This window comes from Brevibacterium sp. UBA7493 (assembly GCF_002479565.1).
Lineage (GTDB): Bacteria > Actinomycetota > Actinomycetes > Actinomycetales > Brevibacteriaceae > Brevibacterium > Brevibacterium luteolum.
The window spans coordinates 164,703-191,230 of sequence record NZ_DLOD01000015.1; the positions used below are offsets into that span (position 1 = coordinate 164,703).

At 67.4% G+C, this 26,528-nt stretch carries 22 protein-coding genes; 11 read left to right on the forward strand and 11 right to left on the reverse strand.

Annotated elements, in window-relative coordinates; translation table 11 throughout:
* Positions 1 to 120 precede the first annotated feature (120 nt).
* The 6 genes from B4E96_RS09635 (at position 121) to B4E96_RS09655 (ending at position 8,770) form a co-directional block, all read left to right on the forward strand.
* The gene (locus B4E96_RS09635) at positions 121 to 1,761 is read left to right on the forward strand and encodes a PucR family transcriptional regulator ligand-binding domain-containing protein (protein ID WP_286957371.1); all 1,641 of its coding nucleotides are present in this window, start codon (positions 121 to 123) and stop codon (positions 1,759 to 1,761) included.
* Between the two features lie 218 nt (positions 1,762 to 1,979).
* Entirely contained in the window at positions 1,980 to 3,134 is a 1,155-nt protein-coding gene (locus tag B4E96_RS13405) for an RNA-guided endonuclease InsQ/TnpB family protein (RefSeq protein WP_414632694.1), read from the forward strand.
* A gap of 207 nt (positions 3,135 to 3,341) precedes the next feature.
* Entirely contained in the window at positions 3,342 to 4,127 is a 786-nt protein-coding gene (locus tag B4E96_RS09640) for an IclR family transcriptional regulator (RefSeq protein ID WP_286957372.1), read from the forward strand.
* A gap of 166 nt (positions 4,128 to 4,293) precedes the next feature.
* Positions 4,294 to 5,490, forward strand: a complete 1,197-nt coding sequence (locus B4E96_RS09645; RefSeq protein WP_286957373.1) for a cytochrome P450 — start codon at positions 4,294 to 4,296, stop codon at positions 5,488 to 5,490.
* A 127-nt stretch (positions 5,491 to 5,617) separates the two neighbouring features.
* Positions 5,618 to 7,360, forward strand: coding sequence for an HAL/PAL/TAL family ammonia-lyase (locus B4E96_RS09650; RefSeq protein ID WP_286957374.1), 1,743 nt, complete (start codon positions 5,618 to 5,620; stop codon positions 7,358 to 7,360).
* Positions 7,361 to 7,546: 186 nt separating this feature from the next.
* Entirely contained in the window at positions 7,547 to 8,770 is a 1,224-nt protein-coding gene (locus tag B4E96_RS09655) for an MFS transporter (RefSeq protein WP_286957375.1), read from the forward strand.
* A gap of 2 nt (positions 8,771 to 8,772) precedes the next feature.
* Here B4E96_RS09655 and B4E96_RS09660 read toward each other — a convergent pair whose 3' ends face one another.
* On the reverse strand, positions 8,773 to 9,942 hold the full coding sequence (locus B4E96_RS09660) for a PDR/VanB family oxidoreductase (protein WP_286957376.1): 1,170 nt from the start codon (positions 9,940 to 9,942) through the stop codon (positions 8,773 to 8,775).
* Positions 9,943 to 10,121: 179 nt separating this feature from the next.
* Here B4E96_RS09660 and B4E96_RS09665 point away from each other — a divergent pair, with 179 nt between their 5' ends.
* Positions 10,122 to 11,177, forward strand: a complete 1,056-nt coding sequence (locus B4E96_RS09665; RefSeq protein WP_286957377.1) for a nitronate monooxygenase — start codon at positions 10,122 to 10,124, stop codon at positions 11,175 to 11,177.
* 3 nt (positions 11,178 to 11,180) lie between these two features.
* On the opposite strand, the gene B4E96_RS09670 is transcribed toward B4E96_RS09665, so the two are convergent.
* A complete protein-coding gene (locus B4E96_RS09670; protein ID WP_286957378.1) occupies positions 11,181 to 13,055 on the reverse strand; it encodes a gamma-glutamyltransferase family protein in 1,875 nt (624 codons plus the stop codon).
* A gap of 169 nt (positions 13,056 to 13,224) precedes the next feature.
* On the opposite strand from B4E96_RS09670, the gene B4E96_RS09675 reads away from it, so the two are divergent.
* Positions 13,225 to 13,959, forward strand: coding sequence for an HdeD family acid-resistance protein (locus B4E96_RS09675; RefSeq protein WP_286957379.1), 735 nt, complete (start codon positions 13,225 to 13,227; stop codon positions 13,957 to 13,959).
* A 149-nt stretch (positions 13,960 to 14,108) separates the two neighbouring features.
* On the opposite strand, the gene B4E96_RS09680 is transcribed toward B4E96_RS09675, so the two are convergent.
* From B4E96_RS09680 to B4E96_RS09690, 3 genes are read right to left on the reverse strand one after another with little or no spacing between them, the layout of a single operon-like run.
* Complete coding sequence (locus B4E96_RS09680) at positions 14,109 to 15,644, reverse strand: sodium:solute symporter family protein (protein WP_286957380.1); 1,536 nt, start codon at positions 15,642 to 15,644, stop codon at positions 14,109 to 14,111.
* A gap of 29 nt (positions 15,645 to 15,673) precedes the next feature.
* Positions 15,674 to 16,813, reverse strand: coding sequence for an acyl-CoA dehydrogenase family protein (locus tag B4E96_RS09685; RefSeq protein ID WP_259800269.1), 1,140 nt, complete (start codon positions 16,811 to 16,813; stop codon positions 15,674 to 15,676).
* A gap of 2 nt (positions 16,814 to 16,815) precedes the next feature.
* Entirely contained in the window at positions 16,816 to 17,970 is a 1,155-nt protein-coding gene (locus B4E96_RS09690) for a CaiB/BaiF CoA transferase family protein (protein ID WP_286957381.1), read from the reverse strand.
* A 419-nt stretch (positions 17,971 to 18,389) separates the two neighbouring features.
* Here B4E96_RS09690 and B4E96_RS09695 point away from each other — a divergent pair, with 419 nt between their 5' ends.
* A complete protein-coding gene (locus B4E96_RS09695) occupies positions 18,390 to 19,457 on the forward strand; it encodes a glutathione S-transferase family protein (RefSeq protein WP_286957382.1) in 1,068 nt (355 codons plus the stop codon).
* Positions 19,458 to 19,513: 56 nt separating this feature from the next.
* On the opposite strand, the gene B4E96_RS09700 is transcribed toward B4E96_RS09695, so the two are convergent.
* The 6 genes from B4E96_RS09700 to paaA are packed head-to-tail and all read right to left on the reverse strand — an operon-like array spanning position 19,514 to position 24,459.
* Positions 19,514 to 20,335: an enoyl-CoA hydratase/isomerase family protein gene (locus B4E96_RS09700; protein WP_286957383.1), complete on the reverse strand. Its 822-nt coding sequence runs from the start codon at positions 20,333 to 20,335 to the stop codon at positions 19,514 to 19,516.
* Between the two features lie 60 nt (positions 20,336 to 20,395).
* Positions 20,396 to 21,568 carry a 1,2-phenylacetyl-CoA epoxidase subunit PaaE gene (gene paaE / locus B4E96_RS09705; protein ID WP_286957384.1) on the reverse strand — a complete coding sequence of 391 codons (1,173 nt, stop codon included), beginning with the start codon at positions 21,566 to 21,568 and terminating at the stop codon, positions 20,396 to 20,398.
* Positions 21,568 to 22,131 (reverse strand): 1,2-phenylacetyl-CoA epoxidase subunit PaaD, encoded by a 564-nt coding sequence (paaD, locus tag B4E96_RS09710; RefSeq protein WP_286957571.1) that lies wholly within the window; start codon positions 22,129 to 22,131, stop codon positions 21,568 to 21,570. Before paaD ends, paaE begins: the two co-directional genes overlap by 1 nt.
* Before the next feature lie 39 nt (positions 22,132 to 22,170).
* Complete coding sequence (gene paaC / locus B4E96_RS09715; protein WP_286957385.1) at positions 22,171 to 23,100, reverse strand: 1,2-phenylacetyl-CoA epoxidase subunit PaaC; 930 nt, start codon at positions 23,098 to 23,100, stop codon at positions 22,171 to 22,173.
* Positions 23,097 to 23,447, reverse strand: a complete 351-nt coding sequence (gene paaB, locus B4E96_RS09720; protein WP_102162204.1) for a 1,2-phenylacetyl-CoA epoxidase subunit PaaB — start codon at positions 23,445 to 23,447, stop codon at positions 23,097 to 23,099. The genes paaC and paaB overlap by 4 nt, the downstream gene beginning before the upstream one ends.
* Position 23,448: 1 nt before the next feature.
* A complete protein-coding gene (gene paaA, locus B4E96_RS09725) occupies positions 23,449 to 24,459 on the reverse strand; it encodes a 1,2-phenylacetyl-CoA epoxidase subunit PaaA (protein WP_286957387.1) in 1,011 nt (336 codons plus the stop codon).
* A 195-nt stretch (positions 24,460 to 24,654) separates the two neighbouring features.
* Between paaA and paaI the strand changes: the two genes are divergently transcribed.
* Positions 24,655 to 25,101, forward strand: a complete 447-nt coding sequence (gene paaI, locus B4E96_RS09730) for a hydroxyphenylacetyl-CoA thioesterase PaaI (protein WP_217007477.1) — start codon at positions 24,655 to 24,657, stop codon at positions 25,099 to 25,101.
* A 53-nt stretch (positions 25,102 to 25,154) separates the two neighbouring features.
* The gene (paaK, locus tag B4E96_RS09735; RefSeq protein ID WP_414632689.1) at positions 25,155 to 26,525 is read left to right on the forward strand and encodes a phenylacetate--CoA ligase PaaK; all 1,371 of its coding nucleotides are present in this window, start codon (positions 25,155 to 25,157) and stop codon (positions 26,523 to 26,525) included.
* Positions 26,526 to 26,528 lie beyond the last annotated feature (3 nt).

Genomic DNA, 26,528 nt, shown 5'->3' on the forward strand with positions numbered 1-26,528 from the left:
ACACCGGCGTGATCGACCCCACAATGCTGGACGCCAGTATCACGCGCCCAGCCGCCTTGCGCACTGAACGCTCTGTCAACTTCGCATTCAAATCCATGACAGACTGTAAACTGGCGGCATGTGCGCACACCTGTCCTGTCAGCAGAGCCCGAGGTGAGCCCGGTGATCGGGACGGGCCGGGAGGGCGTCACCGTCCGCACGGTGCTCTCGGTGCCCGAGCTTGAGCGAACGCAGCTGACCGTCCTCTCCGGTGAGGACCGGCTTGACGCGGCAGTGCGGTGGGTCCACATCGCTGAGACCGAGGACGTCGCCTCCCTCCTGGAAGGCGGGGAGTTCCTGCTGTCGAGCGGACCGGCGTTCCGGCTCAACGTCGATCGCACCCGCGCGTTCCTCCTGCGTCTGGAGAAGGCCGGCGCAGCGGCGTTCGCAGTCGAGATCGTCACAGAGGGCGATGAACCGGACGCGGCGTCGCTCGAGGTGCTGCGCGCAGCGAGCGTCGGCCTCCAGATCCCCGTCATCGCGCTGACAGAACGGGTCCGGTTCGCCCGCATCACCCAGGCAGCCCACCGCCTGCTCATCGCCGAACACCTCGAGTGGATCGAACGCACTCGCGAAGTGCATGAGGTGTTCACCGAGCTCAGCATCAGCGGGGCGGACGAGGCGAAGATCGTCGAGACGACCAGCGACCTGCTCAACACCTCAGTCGTCCTCGAAGACGCCGCCCATCGCATCCTGAGTTTCGAGCTGCGCGACATGACCGAGGACGAGGTCTTCGACGACTGGCCACTGCACAGCGGCCGGGCGGTGCCCGTCGGGATGAAGCAGAACCGGTGGGGCAGACTCGCCGCACCCTTCGCAGACCCGGCCGACCGCTACGCCGCCGAGGTGCTCGAGCGCGCCGGCCAGGCCATCACCCTCGTGCGGATGGCGACCCAGCATCAGCGGGACCTGCTGCTCGACGCCACCGACCGCTTCCTCGGCGAGCTTTCGACGCACACGCAGATGACAGACCAGGTCGCTGCGCTGCGATCGCAGCGATACGGAATGAGCCGATCGGAGGCATACGCCGCCGTGGCGCTGCACACGGCCGACGTCTCGGATGCCGCTGGAGTCGATCTCTCCGATTACCAGCTCGAAGAGCGCCGCATCCGCAGCGAGCTCATCGCCGTCAGCCGAAGCCTGGGCCTCTCCGCTCTGACCGGCACATGGCGCTACGGCACCGTCGTCGCCCTGGTGGGCTTCCCCACCGATGCAGTGGATGCGCCCCTCAGCGAGCTCAGCCGTACCTTGTCAGTCAATCTGAACCGGTCGATCACGATCGGAGTGGGCCCACCACGCAACGGAGTCCTCGCCGCGGGCAGGGATCTGGAGACAGCGGTCGAGACTGCCCGGATCGCCGCAGGGATGTCGGTGCGCGAGCGGCCCTTCTACCGGTTCGCCGATCTGCGGCTCAACGGCCTCATCGCCGGCCTGGCCGATGATGCGCGGATGCGCGTCTTCGCCGAAAGCGAGCTGGCACCGCTGCTCGGCGCCGGCGCAGACGCGTCTTCGGCACCTGACCATGCGGCACTCGACTTCCTCCAGACCTATGTGTTGGCTGCTGGGAACAAGACCGAGGTGGCAACCAAGCTGGGCATCAGCCGCCCAGTCGTCTATGACCGCGCTCGGCGCCTGGAGAAGCGACTCGGCGTCTCGCTCGCAGATGCCGAATCCCGCGCTGCGCTGCTGATGGCGCTGCTGTGGTGGCGCTCACAGAACTAGGGAGCAACTCCCCCGGTAGCGCGTCCTCCGCATGCGGTAACCGTCTTGCCTCAAGCGAGATTCCCAGGCGCTCCGCTGAACCCACCGGCACCCCGGACGGAAAGCCTCCCGGACTCCGGTATAGCCACCAGTGGCAGCTGATGCAGGGAAGGATCGGAACAATTTCCAGCAAAACTCTTGACTATTAGAACATATCACCGAATAATAGATTCATGAAGATGGTGAAGCGAGCGTACAAATTCCGCTTCTACCCGAGTCCTAAGCAGGCGCAACTGCTCAATCAGACTTTCGGGTGCGTGCGCCTCGTCTTCAATCTGGCTCTACAAGCGCGGACAGCGGCATCGGAGTCAAACCGATGCAATCTAAGCTATGCGGATACTTCTGCGATGTTGACTCAATGGAAGCGGAGCAGAGAGCTTGCGTTCCTCAACGAGGTTTCCTCGGTGCCTCTCCAACAGTCGCTGCGGCATCTTGATTCCGGCTTCAAGCGATTCTGGAAGAGGCAAAGTGCCTACCCTCGATTCAAGTCCAAGCGCAGGTCGAAAGCGAGTGCCGAGTTCACCGTCTCAGCGTTCCGCTGGGATGACAAGCAGCTTCGACTGGCGAAAATGGCTGAGCCCTTGGACATTGTGTGGTCTCGCTCGCTGCCAGCCAACGCCGTTCCGTCAACGGTGACAGTGTCGCGTGATCGCGCTGATCGTTGGTTCGTATCGAACTTGGTAGACGAGACGCTCGCAGAGCCACCAGCCGCTAAGAGCAATGCAGTCGGTATAGACCTAGGCTTAGAATCTCTAGCGGTACTGTCAACCGGAGAGAAGATTGACAATCCTCGCCATGAACGCAGAGATCGAACTCGCCTGATCCGGGCCCAAAGACGCCTAGCGCGCAAGCAAAAGGGGTCAGCCAACTTTTCCAAGGCAAGAGTAAAGGTCGCGCGCATTTACGCTGTGATTGCTGATCGCCGTCGAGACCATTTGCACAAACTCACCACTCGACTCGTCCGCGAGAACCAAACGGTCGTGATCGAAAACCTGTCAATTCAACGGCTGAGGGCCAAGGGAGGGAGACGGAAGACGGGCTTGAACCGCACAATGTCAGATGCGTCATGGGGAGCGCTGCGATCCATGCTGGAATACAAGTCTCGATGGCATGACAGGAACTTAATTGTCATCGATCCGTGGTTCCCATCGACGCAGTTGTGCTCCCAGTGCGGTGCAGTTACTGGTCCTAAGAGTCTTGATGTGAGGGCGTGGACGTGTGCCTGCGGCACACACCACGACCGCGACGTCAACGCCGCAACGAACATACTGGCTGCGGGGCTCGCAGTCACCGTCTGTGGAGATGGAAGAAGACTTGTTCGCGGTCACGCGTGAACGAGCATCCGCCTGTGAAGCAGAAAGATCCGGATAGCGATATCCGGAAGCCGGCAGTGATGACCGGAGGATGCCAAGTGGTACGACTGGATGGCCAGCGCCTTCCTGATCAATCGTGGTGCTGAAACCGCGAAGCATCGTGGGTGCGTTCACCGCCGGTGACACAGTATGGAGCGCTTGCGACTGCCGCTGGCGTACCCTGAATCTATGAACTCGACAGACAGCTCAGCCGGAGATTCCCGCGCCTCCGAGCCCGGTGCGGACTCTGCGCTCGTGCGTGGGCTGCGGGTGCTCACCCACGTTGCCGAAGGCGGAGAGGTCAGTGCCCAGGATGTCTCCGCAGAGCTCGGCTTGCCGCTGTCGACGACGTACCGCTACCTCAAAACGCTCACCGACTTCGACCTCATCGAAAAGCAGCACGGCCGATTCGTGCCCGGTTGGCGGCTCTCGGCCTGGTCCGGCCAGGACATCACCCGCACCCGGCTCGTCGAAGTCGGCCACTCCTTCCTGCAGGGTCTGACGAACCGCACCGGCAAGGTCTCGGTGCTCACCGTGCGCGCCGGGCACAATGCCGTGTGTCTGCGGCAGGTCTCCCCCAGCGCCGATACTGGTATCTCGTTTCGCATCAACCAGGTGCTGCCGATCTACCGCGGCGCCGGCCAGCGCGTGCTGCTCGCCTACGCGCCGCCTGCTGTCATTGAAGGCGCGCTGCGGGCTGTCAGCGCTGATGCCGCCGATGATCACGCGCTCGCCCGCCGTCAACACCTCATTGCCGACCTCAAGGACATCCGCGCCCGCGGGGTCGCTGTCTCCCACGGCGAGCTCATCGACAGCGCCATCGCCGTGGCCGCGCCCGTTCGCGTCGGCGGGGAGGTCATCTGCTCGCTGGCCGTGGCCGGACGCGCCGACCGGGTGCCGGCGAACCTCGTGAAGTCGCTGACGCCGGTCCTCACCTCGGCAGCCGAAGAACTCGGTGCCGAACTCTCCGCGTAATCCGCACCTCGCCTGCTCCGCCGCCCTGCCGACTGCCTTCCCAGCCCATGAGATTGGCGCGGGCGCCACGCCTCGGAGACGGCTACCGTGAGGGAAGACACAGCCGGCAGCACACGGCAGCCTGCCGCCGGCTGCCGCCTGACCGCACTCACTCCCGGAGGTTCCGATGACGGCCCTCACCACGACCACGCTGACCGATGACCCGTACTCACCCGAGGTGCTGCGCGACCCGTACCCGTTCCTCACTCGCCTGCGCGAGGCCGGACCGGCCGCGTGGCTGAGCATGTACGACGTGCACGCCTTCGGCCGGGATGCCGAGGTGCGCGAGATCCTTGAGGACTGGGAGACCTACATCTCCGGAGCCGGGGTGGGGATCGTCAACATCCACCACAACCCGCCGCTGCGCAAGCCGGGCATCCTCGAAGTCGATCCGCCCATCCACACGCGCATGCGCGAGGCCATGACCGGGGTCATCAATCCCCGCAGGCTGCGCCCGCTGCGCAAGGGCTTCGCCACCTACGCCAAGACCGTGCTCGACGATGTGCTCACCGGCGACTGCGCCTTCGACGCCGCCGAGGTGGCCGAACGGTTCGTGCTGCGGGTCTTCGGCGACGCGGTCGGCATCCCACGCGAGGGCCGGGCGGAGAACCTGCCGGTCCAGGGAGCTGCGAACTTCGCGACCTTCGGCCCGCAGAACGACGTGGCCCGGGCCCATATCGAAGCCGCGGAGGGCACATATGACTGGGTGCTGGAGAACTGCGCTCGCGAGGTGCTCAACACCTCGGGAATGGGCGCCCAGATCTGGGAGTTCGCCGACGCCGGCACAATCGATGCAGATGAGGCCACACTGCTGGTGCGCGCGATGCTCTCAGCCGGGCTCGACACGACGATCTTCGCAATCACCAACACCCTCAATGCGCTGGCCCAACACCCTGACCAGTACGCCCGCGTCCACGCCGACCCAAGCCTGGCGAAGTACGCGATCGACGAGGCGTTCAGGTGGGACTCGCCTTTCCAGTCCTTCTACCGCACCACAAGCCGGGACACGACGATCGGCGGAGTCGACCTGCCGGCCGAGACGAAGGTCCTCGTCTTCCCCGGCTCGGCCAATCGCGATGAGTCGAAGTGGGGTCCTGATGCACATGAGTTCCGTATCGACCGGGATGCCAGCGGGCACCTGACCTTCGGCATGGGCATCCACCAGTGCGTCGGCCAGCCGATCTCGCGGATGGAGATGGATGCGTTCTTCTCCGCCTTCTGCGCCCGGGTCGCTCACCTCGAACCGACCGCCGAGCCCGAGCCGCTCATCCACACCACACTGCGCTCCTACACCTCGGTGCCGCTGAAAGCGACACCTGCCTAAGCCGCACGGCCACCGCGGCGCCAGGCCCTCTGGGCACTGCGACCCTCTGGGCACCGTCACCGCCGCCGCCCGGACACTGCCGGCGCACCACTCCATCTGACCGTCCGATCTGCGAGGAGACCCGCATATGACCGCACATCCGCACTCGAACCTGCACCACGCCACTGCTCCGCTGCCCGGCCAGCCGGCCGCGACCGAGGAGTTCGACGGCCCGGTACTCACCCTCGGCGAATCCGATCTGAGCCTGGCCGACATGGTCGACGTCGCCCGGCACCGCCGCCGCATCACCCTCGCCCCGGCCGCCCAGGAGGCCTGCCGGGAGTCACGCGCCTGGCTCGATGATGTCATCGACCGGATGAAGGCCGGTGAGGACGTCGAGGCGATCTACTCGGTCAACACCGGTTTCGGCTCCCTGGCCGGCCGGCAGGCGTTTCCCAGTGCCGCTGATGCCGCTGAGCTCTCCCGCCGGCTCATCCTCGCCGACGCCTCAGGCATCGGCCGGCTCGTCGACGAAGAGGTCGTGCGGGCCACGATGCTCATCCGCATCCAGTCGCTCATCGCCGGACATTCGGCGATCTCCTGGCCGCTCGTCGAGGGGCTCGTCGCGATGCTGAATCACGACGTGTGGCCAGCGGTACCCGAATACGGTTCGCTCGGCGCTTCCGGAGACCTCATCCCGCTGGCCCACATCGCCCTTGTCCTCACCGGCCCGCCGACCGGGGAGGACAAGCCCGAGGATTCCGGTGAGGCAGTGCTTGACGGGCAGATCGTGCCCGGCACCGAGGCGATGGCGGCAGCGGGCATCGACCGGGTGCCGGTCGGCGCCAAGGACGGCCTCGCACTGCTGAATGGCACGTCGTTCTCCCTTGCTCAGACCGCGCTCGCGGCCTGGGATGCGACGACCCTGCTGGAGACCGCGCAGGTGACCGCGTCGATGACGATCGAGGCGCTGCTGGGCTTCGGTGATGCGTTCATCGACGAGCTGCACACCGTACGCAGGCAGCCCGGCCAGATCGCCGTCGCCGCCCGGATGCGGGAGCTCATGGCCGACTCGCAGCTCATCACCGGCAGCCGGGCTGCCGACCCGGACCGGCAACCGCCGCAGGATGCGTACTCGCTGCGCTGTGTGCCACAGGTGTTCGGCCCGGTCGCCGACACGCTCGAGTTCACCATCGGGATCATCGAACGCGAACTCAACGCTGCAACCGACAACCCGCTCGTCTTCCCGCAGCTGCCGCGCCCACTCAAGGCCGTCTCCGGCGGGAACTTCCACGCCGAATACGTCGCTTTCGCCGCCGATTTCCTCTCGATCGCGGTCACCGAGGTCGGCAACATCACCGAACGGCGGATCTTCCGCCTCGACGACGGAACGCTGAACCGCGGTCTGCCCGACATGCTCGTCGACTCCGCGCAGGTCGGCCTCGACTGCGGGTTCATGCTGCCGCAGTATCTGGCCGCGGCCCTCGTCTCCGACTGCAAGACCCTTGCCCATCCGGATGCCGTCGATTCGATCCCGACATCTGCGAACCAAGAGGACCACGTCTCGATGGCCAACAACGCCGGGCGTCACCTGCGCCAGATCGTGGCCAATATCGAGGCCGTCGTCGGCATCGAACTCCTCATGGCCGTCCAGGCCCTCGAGCTGCGCGTAGCCGCCGGGCGCCCCGACGGCCGGCCCGTGACCCGCGAGGAGATCTCGTCTGCCGGCCGGCGCGTCATCGACATGCTGCGCTCGACGACCGACACGCAGGGCCGCACGATCGCTCACCTGACCCAGGACGTCGTGCTCTACCCGCAGGTCCGCACCGCCACTGCCCTCGTCAAGGATGGGGCTGTCGTACGCGCCGCCGATGCTCAGGCGGCACGCTGAGACCTGTGCTGAGCCCGGCATTCAGTCTCGGGCTGTCTCCTGCCAGCAGCGGGGAGCGGAATCCTCAGCTGCCAGCCTGGTGACCGGATACGATGGACTGTCGCCTGCCGCGCTGCGCACACCAGTCGCACGGCGCGCACCGGCGCACCAGAACCCACGGCTGAGAGAAGGAGCGCGCTGCCTCCAATGACCGCCCAGAGCACGCCGTTTCGCACCAGCCGGGGCCTTGATGCGCTCGCGCTGGTCTGCCTCGTGCTCATCGCCGCGAGTCTGCGCCCAGCGGCCACGTCGCTGGGCCCAGTGCTGGCCGAGGTCACCGACGCCTTCGGCCTGACGGCCTGGCAGTCCGGGCTGCTCACTGCCTTCCCCGGCCTTGTCTTCGCCGCCTGCGGACTCATCGCCTTGCCGCTGCTCGCACGGGCGGGCCTGTTCGGTGCGCTGACGATCTCATGTGCGTGCACGGCCACCGGTGTCATCGCCCGCGCCCTGTCGCACACCTGGCCGGGTTTCGCGACGCTGACGGTGCTCGCGCTCATCGGCATGGCGCTGGGCAACGTCGTCCTCCTCGTCTACGTCAAGGCCCGCTTCCCGGCCCGCGGCCAGCTCGCCGCGACCGTCTTCACCGTCTCGCTCGGTCTCGGCGCCACCCTGCCCTCGCTGCTGACCGCCCCGCTGACCGTCCAGGCCGGCACATGGCGGGTGGGCCTGGGCTTCTGGGCGGTCATCCCCGTCACTGCTCTGCTCGCCTGGCTCGTGCTCCGGGCTGCCGGCTCGGTGCCGCGCCTGGCTGGCCCTCCCGCTTTCGAGGCGGGCGGCACCCGCGTGCGCAAACGCATCGTGGCCTCGACGAAGGCCCGCTGGATGGCGCTGTTCTTCGGCTTCCAGTCCGTCAACGCCTATGTGCAGTTCGGGTGGCTGCCCCAGATCTACCGCGACGGCGGCCTCGATCCTGTCACCGCCGGGATCATGATCGGCATCGTCGCCTTCTCCGGCATCCCCGGCGGGTTCCTCGCCCCGCAGATCATCGTCCGCGACTTCTACCCGCGCACCTTCATCATCAGCTTCGCGGCCGCCTCGACCGCCGGCTACACCGGCCTGCTCATCAGCCCCGCTGCCGCACCGGTGCTGTGGGCGGTGCTGCTGGCCTACGGCGGCTTCGCCTTCCCGGCCGTGCTCGCGCTCATCACGCGGCGCACGACCGATGTCGCCGTCACCGCCTCGACCTCGGCATTCGTCCAGTCCGGCGGCTACATCCTCGCGGCCGTCTGCCCGATGCTCGTCGGTGCGCTGCTCGGCCTGACCGGCGGCTGGACGGCCCCGATCGTGTTCATGATCGGCATCAGCGTGCTCATGGGGCTGACCGGTGCTCTGGCGGCAGCGCCGGGCAGCGTCGATGAGGAGCTCATCTGACCTCAGATGTCGAGGACGAGCCGGTCGGTCTGGGCACGCGAGACGCAGATCATCATCGTCTCCTGCGCCTCCTTCTCCTCATCGCTGAGCACATGGTCACGGTGATCGGCCCGCCCCTGCAGGATCGTCGTCTCACACGTCCCGCACGTGCCCTTCTGACATGAGCTCAGCGTCCGCACCCCGGCAGCACCGAGGGCTGCGAGGATCGACTGGCCGCGGGCTACCTGCACTTCATCGCCGCTGGTGGTCTCGACGGTGAAGGCGGTGTCCGCACCCGAGGCGCCGGCCGCCTCGGCCTGACCAGTGCCGGTGGCCTCGGCTGCCGGTGGGGCGTCGTCGTCGAAGTCCTCGAAGATCACCTCGATGCCCTCAGCCTCCATCCCGGCGGCGAGCGCGCGCATGAGCGGAACCGGGCCACAGGTATAGATGACCGGGCCGCACGTGGAGACGACGGGACTGCCGCAGGTGCCCTCCGCCTCCGGCGCGGTCCCGCCGGAAGGATGCGGACCGGCGGTGGCGAACCAGTCGCGGGCCAGGGCAACGACATCGGGCCGGCCGGTCTCGGCGGTGATGCGCACATCGACACGCTCGGAGCCGTGGGAGTCGATGAGGTCGTCGGCGAAGGCCATGAGTTCGTTGCGGCGGCCGACGTAGATGAGGTGCCAGTCGAGGCCAGCGTCCTCGGCGTCGTGGATCATCGCGGAGATCGGGGTGATGCCGATCCCGCCGGCAACGAACAGCATCGGCGAGCGGCGCTGGTAGCCGAAGGTGTCGCGCGGGCCGCGGATGAGCAGGCTGGTGCAGTCGGTGAGGTGCTCGTGCAGCCAGTGGGAGCCGCCGCGGCCGGTCGGCTCGTTGAGGATGGCGACCCGCCAGCCGTGGCTGCCATCGGGTTTCGAACACAGCGAGTAGTGGCGGATCGCCGGGCCGTCGGGCAGCGGGATCGCGACTTCGAGGTGCGCGCCGGGGGTGAACGCCGCGTCAGCGCCCAGCGGCGGGGCAAAGGTGATGGACAGGATGTCGCGGGCGACGGTCGCCAGTGATTCGATGCGGGCGGGCCTGAAGCCCTGCCGGATGAGCATGTCGATGTCCGGTCCGTCGAAACTCGTGATCGACGGGCTGCCGGCCACCGGCTGCGCTGGTTCGGTGCTGGTGTCTGCGAGTGCTCTCACGCCTGTCCCCTCCTGCCGGCCGGCGGTCGCGGCGGCATCTGTGATCTGCCTCTCGGTGCTGTTCATTCTCAGCGATCCGTGCCCACGGAGGCGACGCCGGTTCCCGAGCCCTGAGAAACTCTCGTCCACCTGCACCCGAGCCCGTTCCCCCGGGCCGATTGCGCTGTTACCGTTGCGACATGACCACGCCCGACGCCGCCACCCCAGCTGTCACCGCGCTGCTGGCCACCGACCGTCCACTTGTCGGCGCACCGATGGCCGGCGGCGCCACCACACCCCGGTTGGCGGCGGCGATCGCTGCCGCAGGCGGGTTCCCGTTCCTGGCCGGCGGCTACCTCACCGCCGAGGCCCTGAGCGTCCAGATCGATGAGTTCCGCCAGCTGGCTGGTGATGTGGCTTTCGGCGTCAATCTCTTCGTGCCCGGGCAGGCTGTCGTTGATGAGGCTGCGTTCGCTGCCTATGCCGGCCGGCTCGCCCCGCTGGCCGATGAGCTCGACGCGCCGATCGACGCCCGCCCGGTGATGGACGATGACCATTTCGAGGAGAAGCTCCAGGCGCTGCTGGCCGACCCGGTTCCGGTGGTCTCGCTGACGTTCGGGCTCCCCGCGCCCGAGACGGTTGCGCGTCTGCATGCGGTCGGCACCTGCGTGCTCGCCACGGTGACGGACGCGCCTGAGGCCGAGGCGGCGGCGGGGATCGGCTGCGATGGTCTCATCGTGCAGGGCAGCCGGGCCGGCGGGCATGCCGGCACCCATGATCCGCTGCGGGCGGTGGCCGAGGTTGAGACCGCTGATCTGGTGCGCGAGGTGCGTGAGCGGGTGGATCTGCCGGTCATCGCCGCTGGTGGTGTCGACGGCCCCGAGTCGGTGGCTGCTCTGCTCGAGGCCGGTGCGCTGGCCGTGCAGGTCGGCACGCTGCTGCTGCGCACGCATGAGGCAGGCACCTCGGCGGTGCACCGGCAGGCCCTCGCCGACCCCCGTTTCACCCAGACCGCACTGACCCGGGCGTTCACCGGGCGGCTGGCCCGGGGTCTGCGCAACCGGTTCATCGACGACTACGCGGCCGCTGCTCCGCCTGCCTATCCGCAGGTCCATCACCTGACGAAGCCCATCCGCACCGCGGCGGCGAAGGCCGGCCAGTCCGACTGGGTGCACCTGTGGGCTGGGACCGGCTGGCAGTCGGCGCGCGAGGAGCCGGCTGCTGAGACGCTCGCCCGGCTGACCCCGCCGCGCTGAGGGTCACCGTCCGGCAGCGTATCCCTGCATGCCGCGCGGGTTCGCGGCCGCCTGCAGGATCCCGGTCTCCGGGTCGCAGGTGACGCAGGAGAGCCGGCCGAGTGACCAGTTTCCTGCCCGGGAGACGACGTGGCCGCGGGCGATGAGCCCGTCGATGACCTCATCGCCGAGCCGATCCTCAACCACAACGCCGCCGGGAGTCCAGGTGCGCGGCCAGAAGGAGCCGGGAAGCGCGGTCGTGTGGAACGCCGGTGCGTCGATCGCCTGCTGCGGGGTGTAGCCGCCCACGAGCATCCGCAGGATCGCCAGCAGCTGCCACTGATCCTGCTGATCTCCACCCGGCGTGCCGAGTGCCATGACCGGCTTCCCGCCGCGGCTGATGAGAGTCGGGGTCAGCGTGGTGCGCGGCCGCTTGCCGCCCTCCAGCCGGGAGGGTGAGGTCTCGTCGAGCCACATCATCTGCAGTCGGGTGCCCAGGCAGAACCCGAGAGCCGGGATGAGCGGCGAGGACTGCAGCCACCCGCCCGAAGGCGTGGCGGAGATGATGTTGCCCCACCGGTCGACGACATCGAGGTGGCACGTGTCCCCGCGGACGGCCCGCGGGGTGCCGTTCGTCTGCATCGTCGGCTCCCCGGATCCGGCTGCGGAACCGACCGAAGCACCGGCATCGGAGCCGACCGCCTCGGCCGGCAGCTCGAACTCATCACTGGTCACAAGGGGCGGGAGAAAACCAGCCTCGCCTTTGTCGCGCAGACCGGGCCGGAAGTCCAGCGAGGCCCAGTCTGTGATGAGCTCGCGCCGGCTGGCGGCGTACTCCTCGCTCAGCAGAGTCTCCAGATCGACCTCTCCATGCCCGTAGTGGGTATCGCGGTCGGCGAGCGCGAGCTTGAGGGCTTCGAGGATCGTGTGCGCACCCCGCTCGGTCGAAGGGTCGAGGTCGGCGTCGTCGAAGCCGTCGAGGATCCGCAGGGTCTGCAGCAGCACCGGTCCCTGACCCCACGGCCCGGTCTTGGCGATCGTGTGGCCGCGGAACTCGATCGACACCGGCTCCTCGTACCCGGCTGAGAACCCAGCGGTGTCCTCAACGGTGAGCACCCCGGCGTGTATGGTGCCGCTTGAGTGCATGTGGGGTTCGCGGATGAACGCGGCGGCTTCTTCGGCGACGAAGCCTTCGCGCCACTGGCGCCTCACCGCCTCGATGCGGGCCACCCACACGTCGCTATCAGCCCCGCCATCACCAACAGCCCTGGCCTCATCGGCAGCCACGAGCAGCCGCCTGAGCGTCCTCGCATATCCGGGCATCCTCACGAGGTCACCGGGTTCGGGGACCTGGCCTCCGGGCAGCCACTGCTCGGCTGAGCTGGGCCAATGCGCCCGGAACATCTCAGCGGCCGAGGCGATCGCAGCGCAGGTGCCGGCATGGATCGGGTGGCCGTTCTCGGCGTAGCCGATCGCGTATGCGAGGACCTCGGCGATGTCCCAGCTGCCGTGATCGCGCAGCAGCACCAGCCACGCATCGACCGCACCCGGTACGGCCGCAGCGAGCGCCCCGGCGCCGGGGACCATGTCGAGGCCCTCGGCACGGAGGTGCTCGAGCGTCGCACCGGCCGGGGCTGGGCCCTGACCCATGAGCACCTGCGGCATCGGCACCTCGGCGGTGGCGAACAGGCCGGTCATGTCCCCGCCGGGACCGTTGAGGTGGGGTTCGACGACGTGGAGGACGAACCCTGCCGCGACCGATGCGTCGAAGGCGTTGCCGCCGCGTTCGAGCACCGCCTGCGCGGTCTGGGTGGCCAGCCAGTGGGTCGAGGCGCTCATGCCGAAGGTGCCCTGCAGCGTGGGGCGAGTGGTGGGATCCGGCGGCGGGGTGAACGTCACGGCAGCTCCTTCGCATCGGCTGCCTTCAGCCTACCGGTCACACAACCGCACCGCTTCGAGCTGCCTGGCAGCCGTCCCATCAGGGAATACTCCCGACACCTGCATCGTTTTCCCGTGCAGGAGAACCGTCGGCCGCAGTCCCTCACCGGCCGGAGAACAGGAGCAGCCCGTGACTCGCCACTCCGCTGACAGCCACAGCAACCCGCTGGCCGCCCTGCAGCGCCGCGCCCGCAACGGCCTCGTCATCCAGGGAGTTCTCGCCCTGCTCACTGGCGTCATCATGATCGTCTGGCCGGGCGCCAGTCTGCAGGTCTTCGCCTGGCTCATGGCCGCCTGGCTCATCATCAACGGCATTCTGGGACTCGGTGCCTGGCTGCGCGGGCGCGCCACCGGCGTCCGCAGCGGCGGGACGCTGGCCTTTGCCGGAGCCCTCTCCCTCGTGCTGGGCATCATCGTCGGGCTGCTGCCGGAGACCGCAGTGGTCGCGATCGTGGTGTTCATCGCCTTCTGGGCGCTTGTGCTCGGACTCATGCAGGTCTTCGGCGCATTTGCCTTCCGGCGCATGGGCGCGCCCAGCTGGTGGGTCATGCTCATCAGCGGCATCGCAGGCCTTGCGATCGGTCTTTTGCTCGTCATCAACCCCATCGCCGGCGCGGTCTCGCTGCTGTGGCTCATCGCCGCATTCCTCATACTCGCCGGCGTCATTGCGATCGTTCTCGGTGTGCGCATCGGCCGCGCCACCCTGCCGACTGCTTCCGCCGGGTTCGGCCCGGCAGGCTTCGGTGCGGCAGGCTTCGGCCGCAGTGGAGGTTTCGGTGCCAGCGGCCCAGTCGTGCAGTCCGAAACCGTTGACCCCGATGACGAGGATCGCGAGGACCCCGGCACCCCGCCTCAGCTGAGGTGACCCTCCCCGGCCCAGGTGACCGGAGCCTCCGGCACGGTCAGCGCGAACGCCGCCGCAGAAAGATTCCTGCGGCGGCGTTCGCCATCTCACGTCCGCGTGCTGCGATCCGCGCCCGAGGCGATGGACCCGGTTCCCGCAGCCGGTCCGGTTCAGCTGGTGCGGCCGTTGCGGGACTTGCGTGCAGCCTCAGCAGCAGCATCGTCAGCGGCCTCGTGCTCGGCCACGATCTGCTCGGCGGACTCGTCGGTGCCGTAGCGCGACTGGTGCATGAAGCGCTCGATGCGCTCGGTGTCCGGCTTGGTCATGAGCGAGACGACGACGTAGAAGATGAAGCTCAGGCCCAGGCCGATGAAGATCCGGGTCGGTCCGTCGTTGGGCCAGAAGTAGGGTAGCGGCAGGCCGAGCTCGACGAGGAATCCGTAGATCGTGAAGCTCGATCCGGCGATGATGCCGGCGACTGCGCCCTTCTGGGTGGCCCGGCGCCAGAACATGCCCATGATCATCGGGAAGAACATGCCGGCTGCCAGGATCTCGCTGGCCAGGCCGAGCAGGATGAGCGCTTCGGGCAACTGGATGGCGATAAGGAAGCCGAGCACCGAGGCGATGAGGGTGCCGATCATTCCCACGCGCACCTTCTGCTTATCGGAGACGTTGTTGCGCTTGATCTTCGTGTACAGCTCAGTCATGTACAGCGACGACAGGTTGAGCGTCGTACAGATCGTCGACATGATCGCTGCGGCGATGCCGATGAAGACGAGCACACCGAAGATCGGCCAGAAGCGCTCACCGGCGAGGGTGGCGACGACGCCGTTCTCCGGAACTTCGGGGAACACGCCGATCGAGGCGATGCCGGCGGCCACGACGAGGAAGTACAGCGGAATGAAGTACGACAGCGCAAAGCCGGCGGTCTTGCGCGCGTCACGCGGAGTGCGCCCGGCCTGCATGCGCTGCCAGGCCGCACCCTCGATGAGGAAGGCGAGAGCGAAGCTGACGACGAAGGCGATGTTCGGAGTGAAGCCGGCGAACAGGTTGAAGAAGTCATCGGGCCGCTCGGTCGCTGCGCGCTCCATCACCGGGTCGATGCCGCCGGAGAGGATGAGCGCGCCGACGAGCGTGATGATGAGGCCGAGCAGCAGCAGCCCGAACTGGATGGTCTCGGTGAGCACAACGGCGCGGAAGCCGCCGATGGTGGCGTAGAAGATCGCGACGACGATGCCGATGAGCACCGCGAGGACGAAGTTGATGCCGAAGAACGCGGCGAAGAACTTGCCCAGCGCCACCATCTGGGAAGCGCCCCAGACGACCATGTAGATGCCCATGACGAGCGAGAGCAGCGTGCCGGTCAGCCGCCCGTAGCGCATGTTCATGACGCCGTCCTGGCTCAGCACACCGATGCGGCGGATGATCGGGCCGATGAAGATGAGGGCGACGACTGCGATGACCGTCGGGCCACCGAGCACCCACCAGGAGCCCATGCCCTGCGAATTGGCTTCATCGATGGAGATGAGCGCGGAGTTGCCGCCGTACCAGGAGGCGGCAAAAGCCATAGCGAGCATCCAAGCGGGCATAGTCCGCCCGCCGAGGAAGTAGTCCGTGCCGGAGTCGGCGCGCCGACGGTAGAACGACAAGGCGATGAGCACGCCGAAATAGACGAGCAGTGCGAGGACGAACCAGATCGGATTCATCAGTTGTTCCTTTCAGAGCCGGTGCCCGGCTACTTTGCCAGGGCCCGGGAGATGATCGTGCGCTGGATCTCGGAGGAGCCCTCGTAGATCCGGTAGATGCGCACGTCGCGCGCATAGCGCTCAAGCGGGAAGTCACGGGTGAACCCGTAGCCTCCGTGGATCTGCAGCGCTTCATCGGTGATGAAGCCGGCAGCTTCGCTGGCGACGAGCTTCGCAGTGGCCGATTCCAGGGTGAAGTCCTCCCCGGAATCGCGCACCGCTGCGGCCTCCATCGTCAGCAGCCAGGCAGCACGGTACTTGGCATGCATATCGGCGAGCTTGAAGGCGATGCCCTGCAGCCGGTTGATCGGCTTGCCGCCGATCTTGCGCTCCTTGGCCCAGGCGATTGCGGCGTCAAGTGCCGCACGGCTGATGCCCAGGCTCATCGCGGCGACTTCGATGCGGCCTCGGTCGAGCACCCGCATCGCCGTGGCGAATCCCTGCCCTTCCTCGCCGAGGAGGGCCTCGGCGGGCAGTTCTGCGTCGATGACGAATTCGTAGATCGGGCTGCCGCGCAGGCCCATCGTCTTCTCCGGCGGGTTGAAGCTGATCGCCTCGCCGAGTTCAGCCGGCTTGACGAGGAAAGCGGAGATGCCGCGGTGGGCGGCCTCAGGGTCGGTGATGGCGAAGACGACGATGAAGTCGGCGAAGCCAGCGTTGGTGATGAAGTGCTTGGTTCCCTTGAGGTGCCAGCCGGTTTCGGTGCGCACGGCACGGGTCGACATCTCCGCGGGGTTGGAGCCGGCGCCGGGCTCGGTCAGTCCGAAGGCGCCGATGAGCTTGCCTTCGGCTGCAGCGGGCAGGATCTCCTCGCGCTGGGCTTCGGTGCCGCCGAGCAGCACGGCATCGGTGGCGAGGTACTGGGCGGTGATGATCGAGGCGGTCGATCCGCAGCCCTCGGCGACGGCGGCGACCATGTGGCTCATCGCCACCGAGCCGACACCGGGCCCGCCGTACTCTTCGGGCAGGTTGAGACCGAGCACCCCAACCTCGCCGAGGGTGGCGATGACGTCATCTGAGACCCGCTCATTCGCGTCAGCCTCGGCGGCCTGCGGGGCGAGCACGTCGCGCGAGACGGCACGTACAGCGTCGATGAGCTCCTGTTCATCAGCGGTGGGTTCGAGGTTCATCCTCACTCCTCGTCAGTCGGGTTCGCGGCAGCGGTCAGGGCGTCGTTGTGCTCGCCGAGCTGCGGGACCGGCAGGTCGGTCGCCGCTCTGGTTCCGTCGACAAGCAGGGGGTGGGCGATGAAGCCGTGCCCGAGGCGGGGGTCGCGGGCGTGCAGATCGCGTTCGGTTCCGAGGTCGCTGGTCAGTGCTTCGGCCATGTTCCACACTGGGGAGGCCGGCACGCCTGCGGCGTCGAGCAGCGCGCACATGTCTGCGACAGTGCGCGAGGCGGAGACCCCTTCGATCTCGTTGCGCAGAGCCTCATCATTGGCGCTGCGGTCGGCGTCGGTGGCGAAGCGGGGGTCGGCGGCGAGTTCGGGCTTGCCGAGTGCCTCGGCGAGCACGGCGAAGAGCCGGTCATTGGCCACCGCGATGACGAACAGGCCGTCGCTGGCTTCATAGGTGTCGAAGGGCGCCGACACCGGGTGCCGGTTGCCCACCCGCGTGGGGGCGGTGTTCGTGGCGGCGTACATGGCGGAGTTCGTCGGCTGCATGGCGAGCATGACGTCGAACATCGGGATGTCGATGTGGGCTGGCGCGCCGGTGCGCTCACGGCGCACAAGGGCTGCGGAGATGCCGAAGGCGGCGAAGACGCCGGCGGAGACATCGGCGATCGATTCGCCGACGCGGGTCGGCGGCCCGTCGGCGAAGCCGGTGGTGGCCATGAGTCCGGAGAGCGCTTGGATCACGGTGTCGTAGGCCGGACGCTTCGTCTGGCTGCCCGTCTGGCCGAACCCGGAGATCGAAGCGTAGACGATATCGGGTTTGATCGCTGCGACGTCGTCGTAGGACAGGCCGAGCTTGGCGGCGACGCCGGGCCGGAAGTTCTCAACGACGACGTCACAGGTTGTGATGAAGGCGCGCAGCCGCTCAAGGCTTTCGGGGTCTTTGAGGTCGGCTTCGATGCTGTGCTTGCCGTGATTGAGGCCGGAGAAATAGGTGCTCTGCCCGTCGATGAACGGACCAAGATGCCGGGAGTCATCACCACGGCCGGGCATTTCGATCTTGAACACCTCGGCGCCGTGGTCGGCGAGCATGCGGGTGCAGTACGGGCCTGCCAGCACGCGGGAGAAGTCGGCGATTCGAATGCCGTCGAGAAGCGGAGGTGATGCAGTCATAGGCATATGCTGACCGGCGCACACAAAGCCTGGGAAGACATACCTGCGGTGAATAGTCCAGCATGTCGGACACGCAGTGGTCGACGCCACATATGCCACTCAAGCCCGCAGACCTCGCCAGCAAAATCCCCAAGCTGCAAATGGCCGCCCGGCCATGACGGGCCGCCCGCCGGAAGCAGGCCGCCCGCTGCGGGCGGAGCCGCCGGCGGCAGCAGAGAGGCACCGCCGCAGACAGAGATGCACCAGGGAAACCCATGCCGGAGTAGCGAAATGCATGGGCTTCCCTGGTGCGGCAACCTCACTCCACGATCCACTCTAGCACCTAAGGTTAGGCTTACCTATAGCGCTGAGAAGAAAACGTCGTGATGTCAGTCATCATATGATTTAAATTTAAATTATATGATGGTAACGTCGGGTGTATGTCTGAGAACCCCACCCCCCGCAATCACGACGGCACCCAGCCCGACGAGAATCCCGAGCATTCGACTGCCGGCGTTTATGTCTCCAAGGGCAAGGCATTCACCCGGGACATGAACTACATCGACGACCGCATTGTCGCTGACCCGCAGACAGCTGAGAAGTCCCACGCCGATCAGCAGCTGTGGCCCGTTGAGGCCGGCCGCTACCGGCTGGCGGCCGCCCGGGCCTGCCCGTGGGCCAACCGCACGCTCATCGTCCGGCGGCTGCTCGGCCTCGAGGACGCGCTCTCGCTCGCCTTGGCAGGACCCACCCATGACGAGCGATCGTGGACCTTCGACCTTGACCCTGGCGGAGTGGACCCGGTGCTCGGCATCGAGCGCCTTCAGCAGGCCTACTTCGCCCGCTGCCCAGACTACCCGCGCGGCATCACGGTGCCGGCGATCGTCGAAATCGAAAGCGGCCAGGTCGTGACCAATGACTTCAACCAGATGACCCTCGACTTCTCGACCGAGTGGACCGCCCACCACCGCGAGGGCGCCCCCGACCTGTACCCGGAGGCGCAGCGGGAGGAGATGGACGAGCTCATGCAGTGGGTGTTCACCGAGGTCAACAACGGCGTCTACCGGTGCGGGTTCGCAGGATCCCAGGAGGCCTATGACGAGGCCTTCGAGCGGTTGTTCTCCGCACTCGACACGCTTGAAGCCCGCCTGCAGGACCAGCGGTTCCTCATGGGCGCAGCCATCACCGAGGCCGATGTCCGCCTGTTCACCACGCTCGCCCGTTTCGACGTCGTGTACTACTCGCACTTCAAGTGCAACCGCCAGCAGCTGCGCGACTTCCCGAACCTGTGGGCCTACGCCCGCGACCTGTTCCAGATGCCCGGCTTCGGCGACACGGTCGACTTCCAGCAGATCAAGGACCACTACTACATCGTCCAGACGTCGGTGAACCCGACCGGCATCGTCCCGCTCGGCCCCGATACCTCCGGCTGGCACACCGCCCACGGCCGCGAATCGCTCAGCGACCGTCCGTGGGGTGAGGGCACCGCCCCCGAACCGATCAGCTGAGGCAGTCGCTCGGCTGAGGCGAGCCCTGAGCTGCGGCAGTCCCTGAGCTGAGCCGCTCAGCCGAACGTCGGCTTGCGGCGCTCCTGGAAGGCGGTGAATCCCTCGCGATAGTCATCGCTGGTGCGGGCGCGCTCCTGCAAGAACGCCTCGGTGTCCCACACCTGGCCCAGGCGGGTGCGCTCATCGGCGAGGTTCTGGGTGAAGTGCTTCTCCATCCGGAACGTCTCGGCAGGACCTGTGGCCATCTTCGCGGCCTTGGCGCGGGCGAAGTCGAGCAGCTCACCGGCGGGGACCGCACGTGAGACGACCCCGGTGGCCGCCGCCTCGGTGCCGGTCATGAAGTCGCCGGTGAGGATCAAGTCCATGGTGCGGTGGTAGCCGAGCCGGTCGAGGAACACGGCGTGGGCGCCGGAGTCGAGGATCGCGCCGATCGCGGCGAACGGCGAGCCGAACTTCGCATCCTCAGCCGCGTAGATGACATCGGCAGCTGCAGCCAGCCCGTAGCCCAGACCCAGGGCTGCGCCCTGCACGACGGCGATGACCGGGATCTCGAGCGAGCGGATGGTGTCGAAGACCGGCCAGAAGTCGCTGTTGAGGAACTCGTAGGCGTCATCGGTCTCGACGTCGACGCCTGCGATGTCACGGCCGGAGCAGAACACCGTGCCCTCTCCGCGCAGGATGAGCGCGCGCACGGCCCCTTCGTCGATGAGCGGCAGCAGCGCCTCGACGTGGTCGAGCAGCGCACCGAGGGCATCGGCATCAAGCGCGTTGCGCGAGGCGGCGCCGTCAAGCACGATCTCAGCGACCGGCCCGATGGCTTCGGCCGGCGCGCTCGTCGTGTCCTCGGGGTTGGAGTGGGTTGAGGTGATGGTCGTCATCGGGTTCCTTTCAGCCCTGCGGGGATCTGCCTGCGGCGCCCGTTCCAGCCGCCGGTGCTCTCACTGGTCGTAGTCGACTTCGACGCTGTCGCTGGTGGGCACCGACTGGCAGGTGAGCACATAACCGGCATCAAGCTCATCGGGTTCGAGCGCGTAGTTATCGGCCATGTCGACGGTGCCGGTGATGAGCTTGGCCTTGCAGGTGCCGCACACCCCGCCGGCGCACGCGTACGGCACGTCGGGCCGGGTGGTGAGTGCGGTCGAAAGGATCGTGTCGGGGTTGTCCTGCGGGGTGGTGGCCTTGCCGGTGCGGCCGTCGAGGGTGAAGGTCACGGTGCGCACCGGTCCCGAGGTGGTGGTCGGCCTGCGCGGCCGGCGCGGGCCTGCGCGCCCCTCGCCCTCCTTGCCGGTGGTGAAGAGCTCGAAGTGGATCCTCGAGCGGTCGACGTCGTGGGCGTCAAGCGTGGTGCGGGCCATGTCGACCAGGGGCAGGGGGCCGCAGAGGAACCATTCGTCGACGGTCTCAGGCGGGATGACGAGTTCGAGCAGCCGCTTGAGCTTGTCCTCATCGATCCGCCCGGAGTACAGCTCGGCGCTGCGCCCTTCGCCGGAGAGGAAGTGGTGGACGTCGAAGCGGCCCATGTGGGCGTCTTTGAGGTCGGCGAGGTCTTCTAAGAACATGACGTCGGTGCTCGTGCGGTTGCCGTAGATGAGCGTGAAGTGCACTCCCGGGTGGGTGCGCAGCACCGAGGCGGCCAGCGACATCACCGGGGTGATGCCTGAGCCTGCGGCGATCGCGACGATGCGGCCGGTGTCGGTCTTCGTCAGCCGGGAGGTGAAGCTGCCCTGCGGGTTCATCACTGCGATCGTGTCGCCGATGGCCAGGTCGTTGCGCACGTGGGTGGAGAACAGTCCGTCGGCGACTTCCTTGACGCCGATGCGCAGGGTCTTGCCGTCCGGGGGCGCGCAGAGTGAGTAACTGCGGCGGATCTCGGTGCCGTCGATGGTGGTGCGCAGTGCGATGTGCTGGCCGGGGATGTAGGAGAACTCATCGGCGAGCTCTTCGGGCACGGCGAAGCTGACTTCGACGGCGGTGGAGGTGAGTTCGCGGATGCCGTTGACCTTGAGGTCGTGGAAGCGCAGCCGCTGCCGAGGCGGGGCCGCGGTCTCAGGGGCCGGTGCGGTGGTGTTCTCGGCTGGGCTGGTGGTCTGGGTGTCAGAGGCTGCGGTCATCAGTGCACCTTGAAGTAGTCGAAGGGCTCGAGGCAGTCACTGCAGCGGTAGAGCGCTTTGCAGGCTGTCGAGCCGAAACGGGAGAGTTCGGTGGTGTTGAGCGAGTGGCACAGCGGGCACTTGACAGCCATGCTCAGCCCGATCGGGCCGGCAGCGGCCTTGCCGGTCGGCGGAGCGATGCCGTAGGCGTCGAGTTTGGCCTTGCCCTCCTCGCTCATCCAGTCGGTCGTCCAGGCCGGTGAGAAGACGAGTTCGACATCGACCTCGGCAGCACCGGCGGCGCGCGCGGCGCGCTGCACGTCGGCTCGGATCGTCTCCATCGCCGGGCAGCCGGAGTAGGTCGGGGTGATGACGACGTGGGCGCGCAGACCGGCGTCCTCGCCAGTCCCCTGGCCTTCGCCGGTCTCCTGGCTCTCGCCGGTCTCGTTCGCCTCGCCGGCGGATTCGACCTCAACGGAGCGCAGGATCCCAAGATCCTCAATCGTCAGCACCGGGATCTCCGGATCGCACACGGCGCGCACAGCGCGCACGATCGCCTCGGCGGTCTGGGCCGGTTCGGTCATCGGGGCGGCGGTGTCTGTGGCCATCACGATCGGTCCTCCTCACCAGGTGGCGCCGGGATGCTGGCGGGCGAGCACCTGCATCTCGGCGAGGATGTAGCCCAGGTGCGGTGAGTGCAGACCGAAGCGTCCCTGCCCGCGCGCTGGCGGGATCTCCGGGACGCTCAGCGTCGCGGTCTCAAGGATCTCGGCCAGCCGGGCGTCGAACTCCTCTCGCAGGCCAGCCGCACTCACGGCCACTCCGGAGTCGATGAGGTCGGCGAACGGGCTGTCGTCGAACAGCTCGTCGACATACGGCCACATCATCTCCAGGCCGGCCTGCATGCGGCGGTGGGATTCCTCGGTGCCATCCCCCAGGCGCACGGTCCACATGCTGGCGTGTTCGACGTGGTAGTCGACTTCCTTGATCGACTTCGCCGCCACTGCGGCGAGGAACTCGTCGGTCGAGTCGAGCAGGCCGCGGTAGAGCAGCTGCTGGTACAGGCTGGTGAGCAGCACCTTGGCGATCGTCTGCCCGAAGTCGCCGTTGGGCTGTTCGACGAGAGCGCAGGAGCGGAACTCGGCTTCGTCGCGGAAGTAGGCGAGCTCGTCCTCGGTCCTGTCCAGGCCGTGGCCGGCGTACTGCAGGAACATGCGCGCAGCCCCGAGCTGGTCGAGCGCGATGTTCGTCAGCGCGATGTCCTCTTCGAGTTCAGGTCCCTTGGCGACGAGCTCGCCGAGGCGCTGGGCGGTGATGAGCGCGTCGTCGCCGAGCATGAGGGCGTAGCGGGCGACGTCCTCACTCGGCACGGAGGTGATCGTCGCCGTCAGCGGGACGCCGGCGCCAGGCAGCAGCGGGTCGACTTCGAGTTCGTCGCCGACAGTCGGCATGCCGTGGGCTGCAGGCTGGACAGGCGGTGCCGGTTCGACTGTCTCGTAGTCCTCCGGCGCGTGCGCTTCGGCCTCAGGAGTGGGGTTGGTCTCGGTGCTCACAGGTGCGGCACCCCCTCGGCGCGGGTGTAGAAGGTCGGGTGGCGGTAGACCTTGTCGGCAGCCGGTTCGAAGTAGGAGTCCTTCGAGTCCGGTTCCGAGGCGGTGATCTGCTCGCTCGGAACGACCCACAGGGACACGCCTTCGCTGCGGCGGGTGTAGAGGTCGCGCGCGTTGGCCAGGGCCATGCGCGCATCGGCGGCGTGCAGGGAGCCGGCGTGGACGTGGGAGAGCCCGCGGTTGGAGCGGATGAAGACCTCCCACAGCGGCCAGCCGCCGGTCGGCGTGCTGCCTGCCGGGGAGCCGTTGGTGGTGTTCTCCGTGCCCGAGGCGGTGGTCGGGTTGGTCATATCAGCTGGCCTCCTGGTAGGCGTCGGCGGCGCGACGGGACTGCTTGGCGACATATGCGGTGGCGGCTTCGCGCACCCATGCGCCGCCTTCATGGGCGGCTTTGCGGTTGGCGATCCGCAGGTGGTTGCACGGTCCGCGGCCCTTGAGGACCTCCTTGAACTCCGTCCAGTCGATCTCGCCGAAGTCGTAGTGGCCGCGCTCGTCGTTCCACTTCAGGTCCGGATCCGGCAGGGTCAGGCCGAGGACCTCGGACTGCGGGACGGTCATGTCGACGAACCGCTGGCGCAGCTCGTCGTTGGAGAAGCGCTTGATCTTCCACGCCATCGACTGTGCCGAGTTCGGCGAGTCGGCATCGGGTGGGCCGAACATCATGAGCGAGGGCCACCACCAGCGGTTGACGGCGTCCTGGGCCATGGCCTTCTGCTCCTCGGTGCCGTGGGAGAGTTCGTAGAGGATCTCGAAGCCCTGGCGCTGGTGGAAGGACTCTTCCTTGCAGATCCGCACCATCGATCGGGCGTACGGGCCGTAGGAGGCGCGGCACAGCGGCACCTGGTTGCAGATCGCGGCACCGTCGACGAGCCAGCCGATCGCACCCATGTCCGCCCAGGTGGGGGTGGGGTAGTTGAAGATCGAGGAGTATCGGGCGGTGCCTTCGATGAGCTGCTCGGTCATGGTGTCGCGGTCGATGCCGAGGGTCTCGGCGGCCGAGTAGAGGTACAACCCGTGGCCGGCTTCGTCCTGGACTTTGGCCATGAGGATCGACTTGCGCTTGAGGCTGGGCGCGCGGGTGATCCAGTTGCCTTCCGGCTGCATGCCGATGATCTCGGAGTGGGCGTGCTGGCCGATCTGCCTGATGAGGGTCTTGCGGTAGGCGTCGGGCATCCAGTCGCGCGGCTCGATCCGGCCTTCGGCGGCGATCCGGGCGTCGAATTCGGCCTGTGCCTCGGTGGTGTCGGGCTGGCCGTCCTGGGTGGGTACGGCTGTCGGTGCCGGGCGGTCTGCGGTGTGCATCGTTGCTCCTCTGCAGATCAGAATTACTGACCATTTGTTCAGATAATAGTAACCGGTGTGACGTGGGCCTCGCAAGAAGAAAATCTGTGCGCATTCCGAGATGTTCGGTCAGTGTGGTTGACAGCACAGTCCTCGAGGGTGGACATTTAATGACCAAATGGTCGTTTAATCGCCGCGTGCTCAAGGAGGAGCCCCATGACCGACACCCAGCCCGCTTCCCACCTCATCGGCGGTCAGGAGCACACCGGCCCCGAGGCGATGTACGCCAACGATCTGGCCTCCCGCCACCTCGGGATCACCCTTGACGACCACGGCGACGGGCACGCGACGTGCTCGATGACGGTGACCGAGACGATGGTCAACGGCCACGGCATCACCCACGGCGGCTATGTCTTCCTCTTTGCCGACACGACCTTCGCGATGGCCTGCAACTCCATCGGCTCGGTGACCGTCGCCTCGGGCGGGGACATCACCTTCCTGCGCCCGAGCCGCACCGGTGACACGCTCACCGCCCATGGCAGACGGGTGGCCGCCACCGGACGCTCGGGCATCTACGACGTCGAGGTGTTCCGCGGCGAGGAGCTCATCGCCGTCTACCGCGGCCGCTCCCGCACCCTGCCGGCACCGCCGACCGGCCGCTGACCTCTCCCCACCGACCCGCTCCCCTGCCGCTGAGACGAAGGAGTCCTCACCTCATGGCCGACCCCACCGCCCCCTCCACGACCACCGCCTCGGGAACGGGTGCCCAGCGGCACCTCGGGCAGACACCGGACCCGCAGACCCTCGATCCCGAGGAGCGCATGGGCCTTGACGAGCTGCGCGCCCTGCAGCTCGAACGGCTCAAGGCCAGTGTTCGCCACGCCTATGAGAACGTGGAGCACTATCGGCGCTCGTTCGCCGCGGCCGATGTGCACCCCGATGACATCCAGAGCCTGGAGGACCTGCAGAAGCTGCCCTTCACCCGCAAGTCCGACCTGCGCGACAACTACCCCTTCGGGATGTTCGCTGTGCCCCGCGACCAGGTCGCCCGCATCCACGCATCCTCGGGCACCACCGGCAAGCCGACGGTCGTGGGCTACACGAACGACGACATCAACTGCTGGTCGGCGCTCATGGGCCGGTCGCTGCGGGCCGCCGGCGCCCGGCCGGGCCAGATGCTGCACAACGCCTATGGCTACGGCCTGTTCACCGGCGGGCTCGGGGTGCACACCGGTGCGGAGCGCTCCGGTTACACCGTCGTGCCGATCTCCGGCGGGCAGACCCCGCGCCAGGTGCAGCTCATCCAGGACTTCCAGCCCGAGATCATCACCTCGACGCCGACCTACCTGCTCACGATCGCCGACGAGTTCGCCCGGCAAGGCATCGACCCGGCCGAGACCTCGCTCAGGACCGCGGTGTGCGGTGCCGAACCGTGGACCGATGGGATGCGCCGGGAGATTGAGCGGACCTTCGGCCTCGACGCCGTCGACATCTACGGCCTGTCCGAGGTGATGGGCCCAGGTGTGGCGATGGAGTGCGCGGAGACGAAGGACGGCCCGACGATCTGGGAGGACCACTTCTACCCGGAGATCGTCGATCCGTTCACCGGCGAGGTGCTGCCCGACGGCACCGAAGGCGAGCTCGTCTTCACCTCGCTGACCAAGCAGGCCACCCCGATCATCCGCTACCGCACCCACGATCTGGCCAGCCTGCTGCCGGGCACCGCGCGGCCGGCATTCCGGAGGATGTCGCGGATCACCGGACGCTCCGATGACCTCATCATCATCCGCGGCGTCAACCTCTACCCGGCACAGGTCGAAGAGGTCATCTTCGACTTCGAGCAGCTCAGCCCGCACTTCCAGCTCGTCCTCACCCGCCCGGGCCGGATGGACGAGCTCACCATCGAGGTCGAGGCGCGCCCGGACCTGCCGACGAGCGCCTGGCAGGCACTCGAGCGTCAGCTCGCCGCGCGGCTCAAGGAGACGGTCGGGGTGACCTCGACGGTCATCATCGTCCACCCCGATACGCTGCAGCGCTCGGTCGGCAAGCTCAAGCGCATCATCGACCGTCGCGAGGACATCCGATAGGCA

Excerpts from the sequence above, each read along its gene's own strand:
- B4E96_RS09665 (WP_286957377.1), top strand. The coding sequence starts at position 10,122 with ATGACCACGCCCGACGCCGCCACCCCAGCTGTCACCGCGCTGCTGGCC.
- B4E96_RS09695 (WP_286957382.1), top strand. The coding sequence starts at position 18,390 with ATGTCTGAGAACCCCACCCCCCGCAATCACGACGGCACCCAGCCCGAC.
- B4E96_RS09700 (WP_286957383.1), bottom strand. The coding sequence starts at position 20,335 with ATGACGACCATCACCTCAACCCACTCCAACCCCGAGGACACGACGAGC.
- B4E96_RS13405 (WP_414632694.1), top strand. The coding sequence starts at position 1,980 with ATGGTGAAGCGAGCGTACAAATTCCGCTTCTACCCGAGTCCTAAGCAG.
- paaA (WP_286957387.1), bottom strand. The coding sequence starts at position 24,459 with ATGCACACCGCAGACCGCCCGGCACCGACAGCCGTACCCACCCAGGAC.
- B4E96_RS09645 (WP_286957373.1), top strand. The coding sequence starts at position 4,294 with ATGACGGCCCTCACCACGACCACGCTGACCGATGACCCGTACTCACCC.
- paaD (WP_286957571.1), bottom strand. The coding sequence starts at position 22,131 with ATGACCGAACCGGCCCAGACCGCCGAGGCGATCGTGCGCGCTGTGCGC.
- B4E96_RS09640 (WP_286957372.1), top strand. The coding sequence starts at position 3,342 with ATGAACTCGACAGACAGCTCAGCCGGAGATTCCCGCGCCTCCGAGCCC.
- B4E96_RS09650 (WP_286957374.1), top strand. The coding sequence starts at position 5,618 with ATGACCGCACATCCGCACTCGAACCTGCACCACGCCACTGCTCCGCTG.
- paaE (WP_286957384.1), bottom strand. The coding sequence starts at position 21,568 with ATGACCGCAGCCTCTGACACCCAGACCACCAGCCCAGCCGAGAACACC.
- B4E96_RS09680 (WP_286957380.1), bottom strand. The coding sequence starts at position 15,644 with ATGAATCCGATCTGGTTCGTCCTCGCACTGCTCGTCTATTTCGGCGTG.
- B4E96_RS09690 (WP_286957381.1), bottom strand. The coding sequence starts at position 17,970 with ATGACTGCATCACCTCCGCTTCTCGACGGCATTCGAATCGCCGACTTC.
- B4E96_RS09685 (WP_259800269.1), bottom strand. The coding sequence starts at position 16,813 with ATGAACCTCGAACCCACCGCTGATGAACAGGAGCTCATCGACGCTGTA.
- B4E96_RS09655 (WP_286957375.1), top strand. The coding sequence starts at position 7,547 with ATGACCGCCCAGAGCACGCCGTTTCGCACCAGCCGGGGCCTTGATGCG.
- paaB (WP_102162204.1), bottom strand. The coding sequence starts at position 23,447 with ATGACCAACCCGACCACCGCCTCGGGCACGGAGAACACCACCAACGGC.
- paaI (WP_217007477.1), top strand. The coding sequence starts at position 24,655 with ATGACCGACACCCAGCCCGCTTCCCACCTCATCGGCGGTCAGGAGCAC.
- paaK (WP_414632689.1), top strand. The coding sequence starts at position 25,155 with ATGGCCGACCCCACCGCCCCCTCCACGACCACCGCCTCGGGAACGGGT.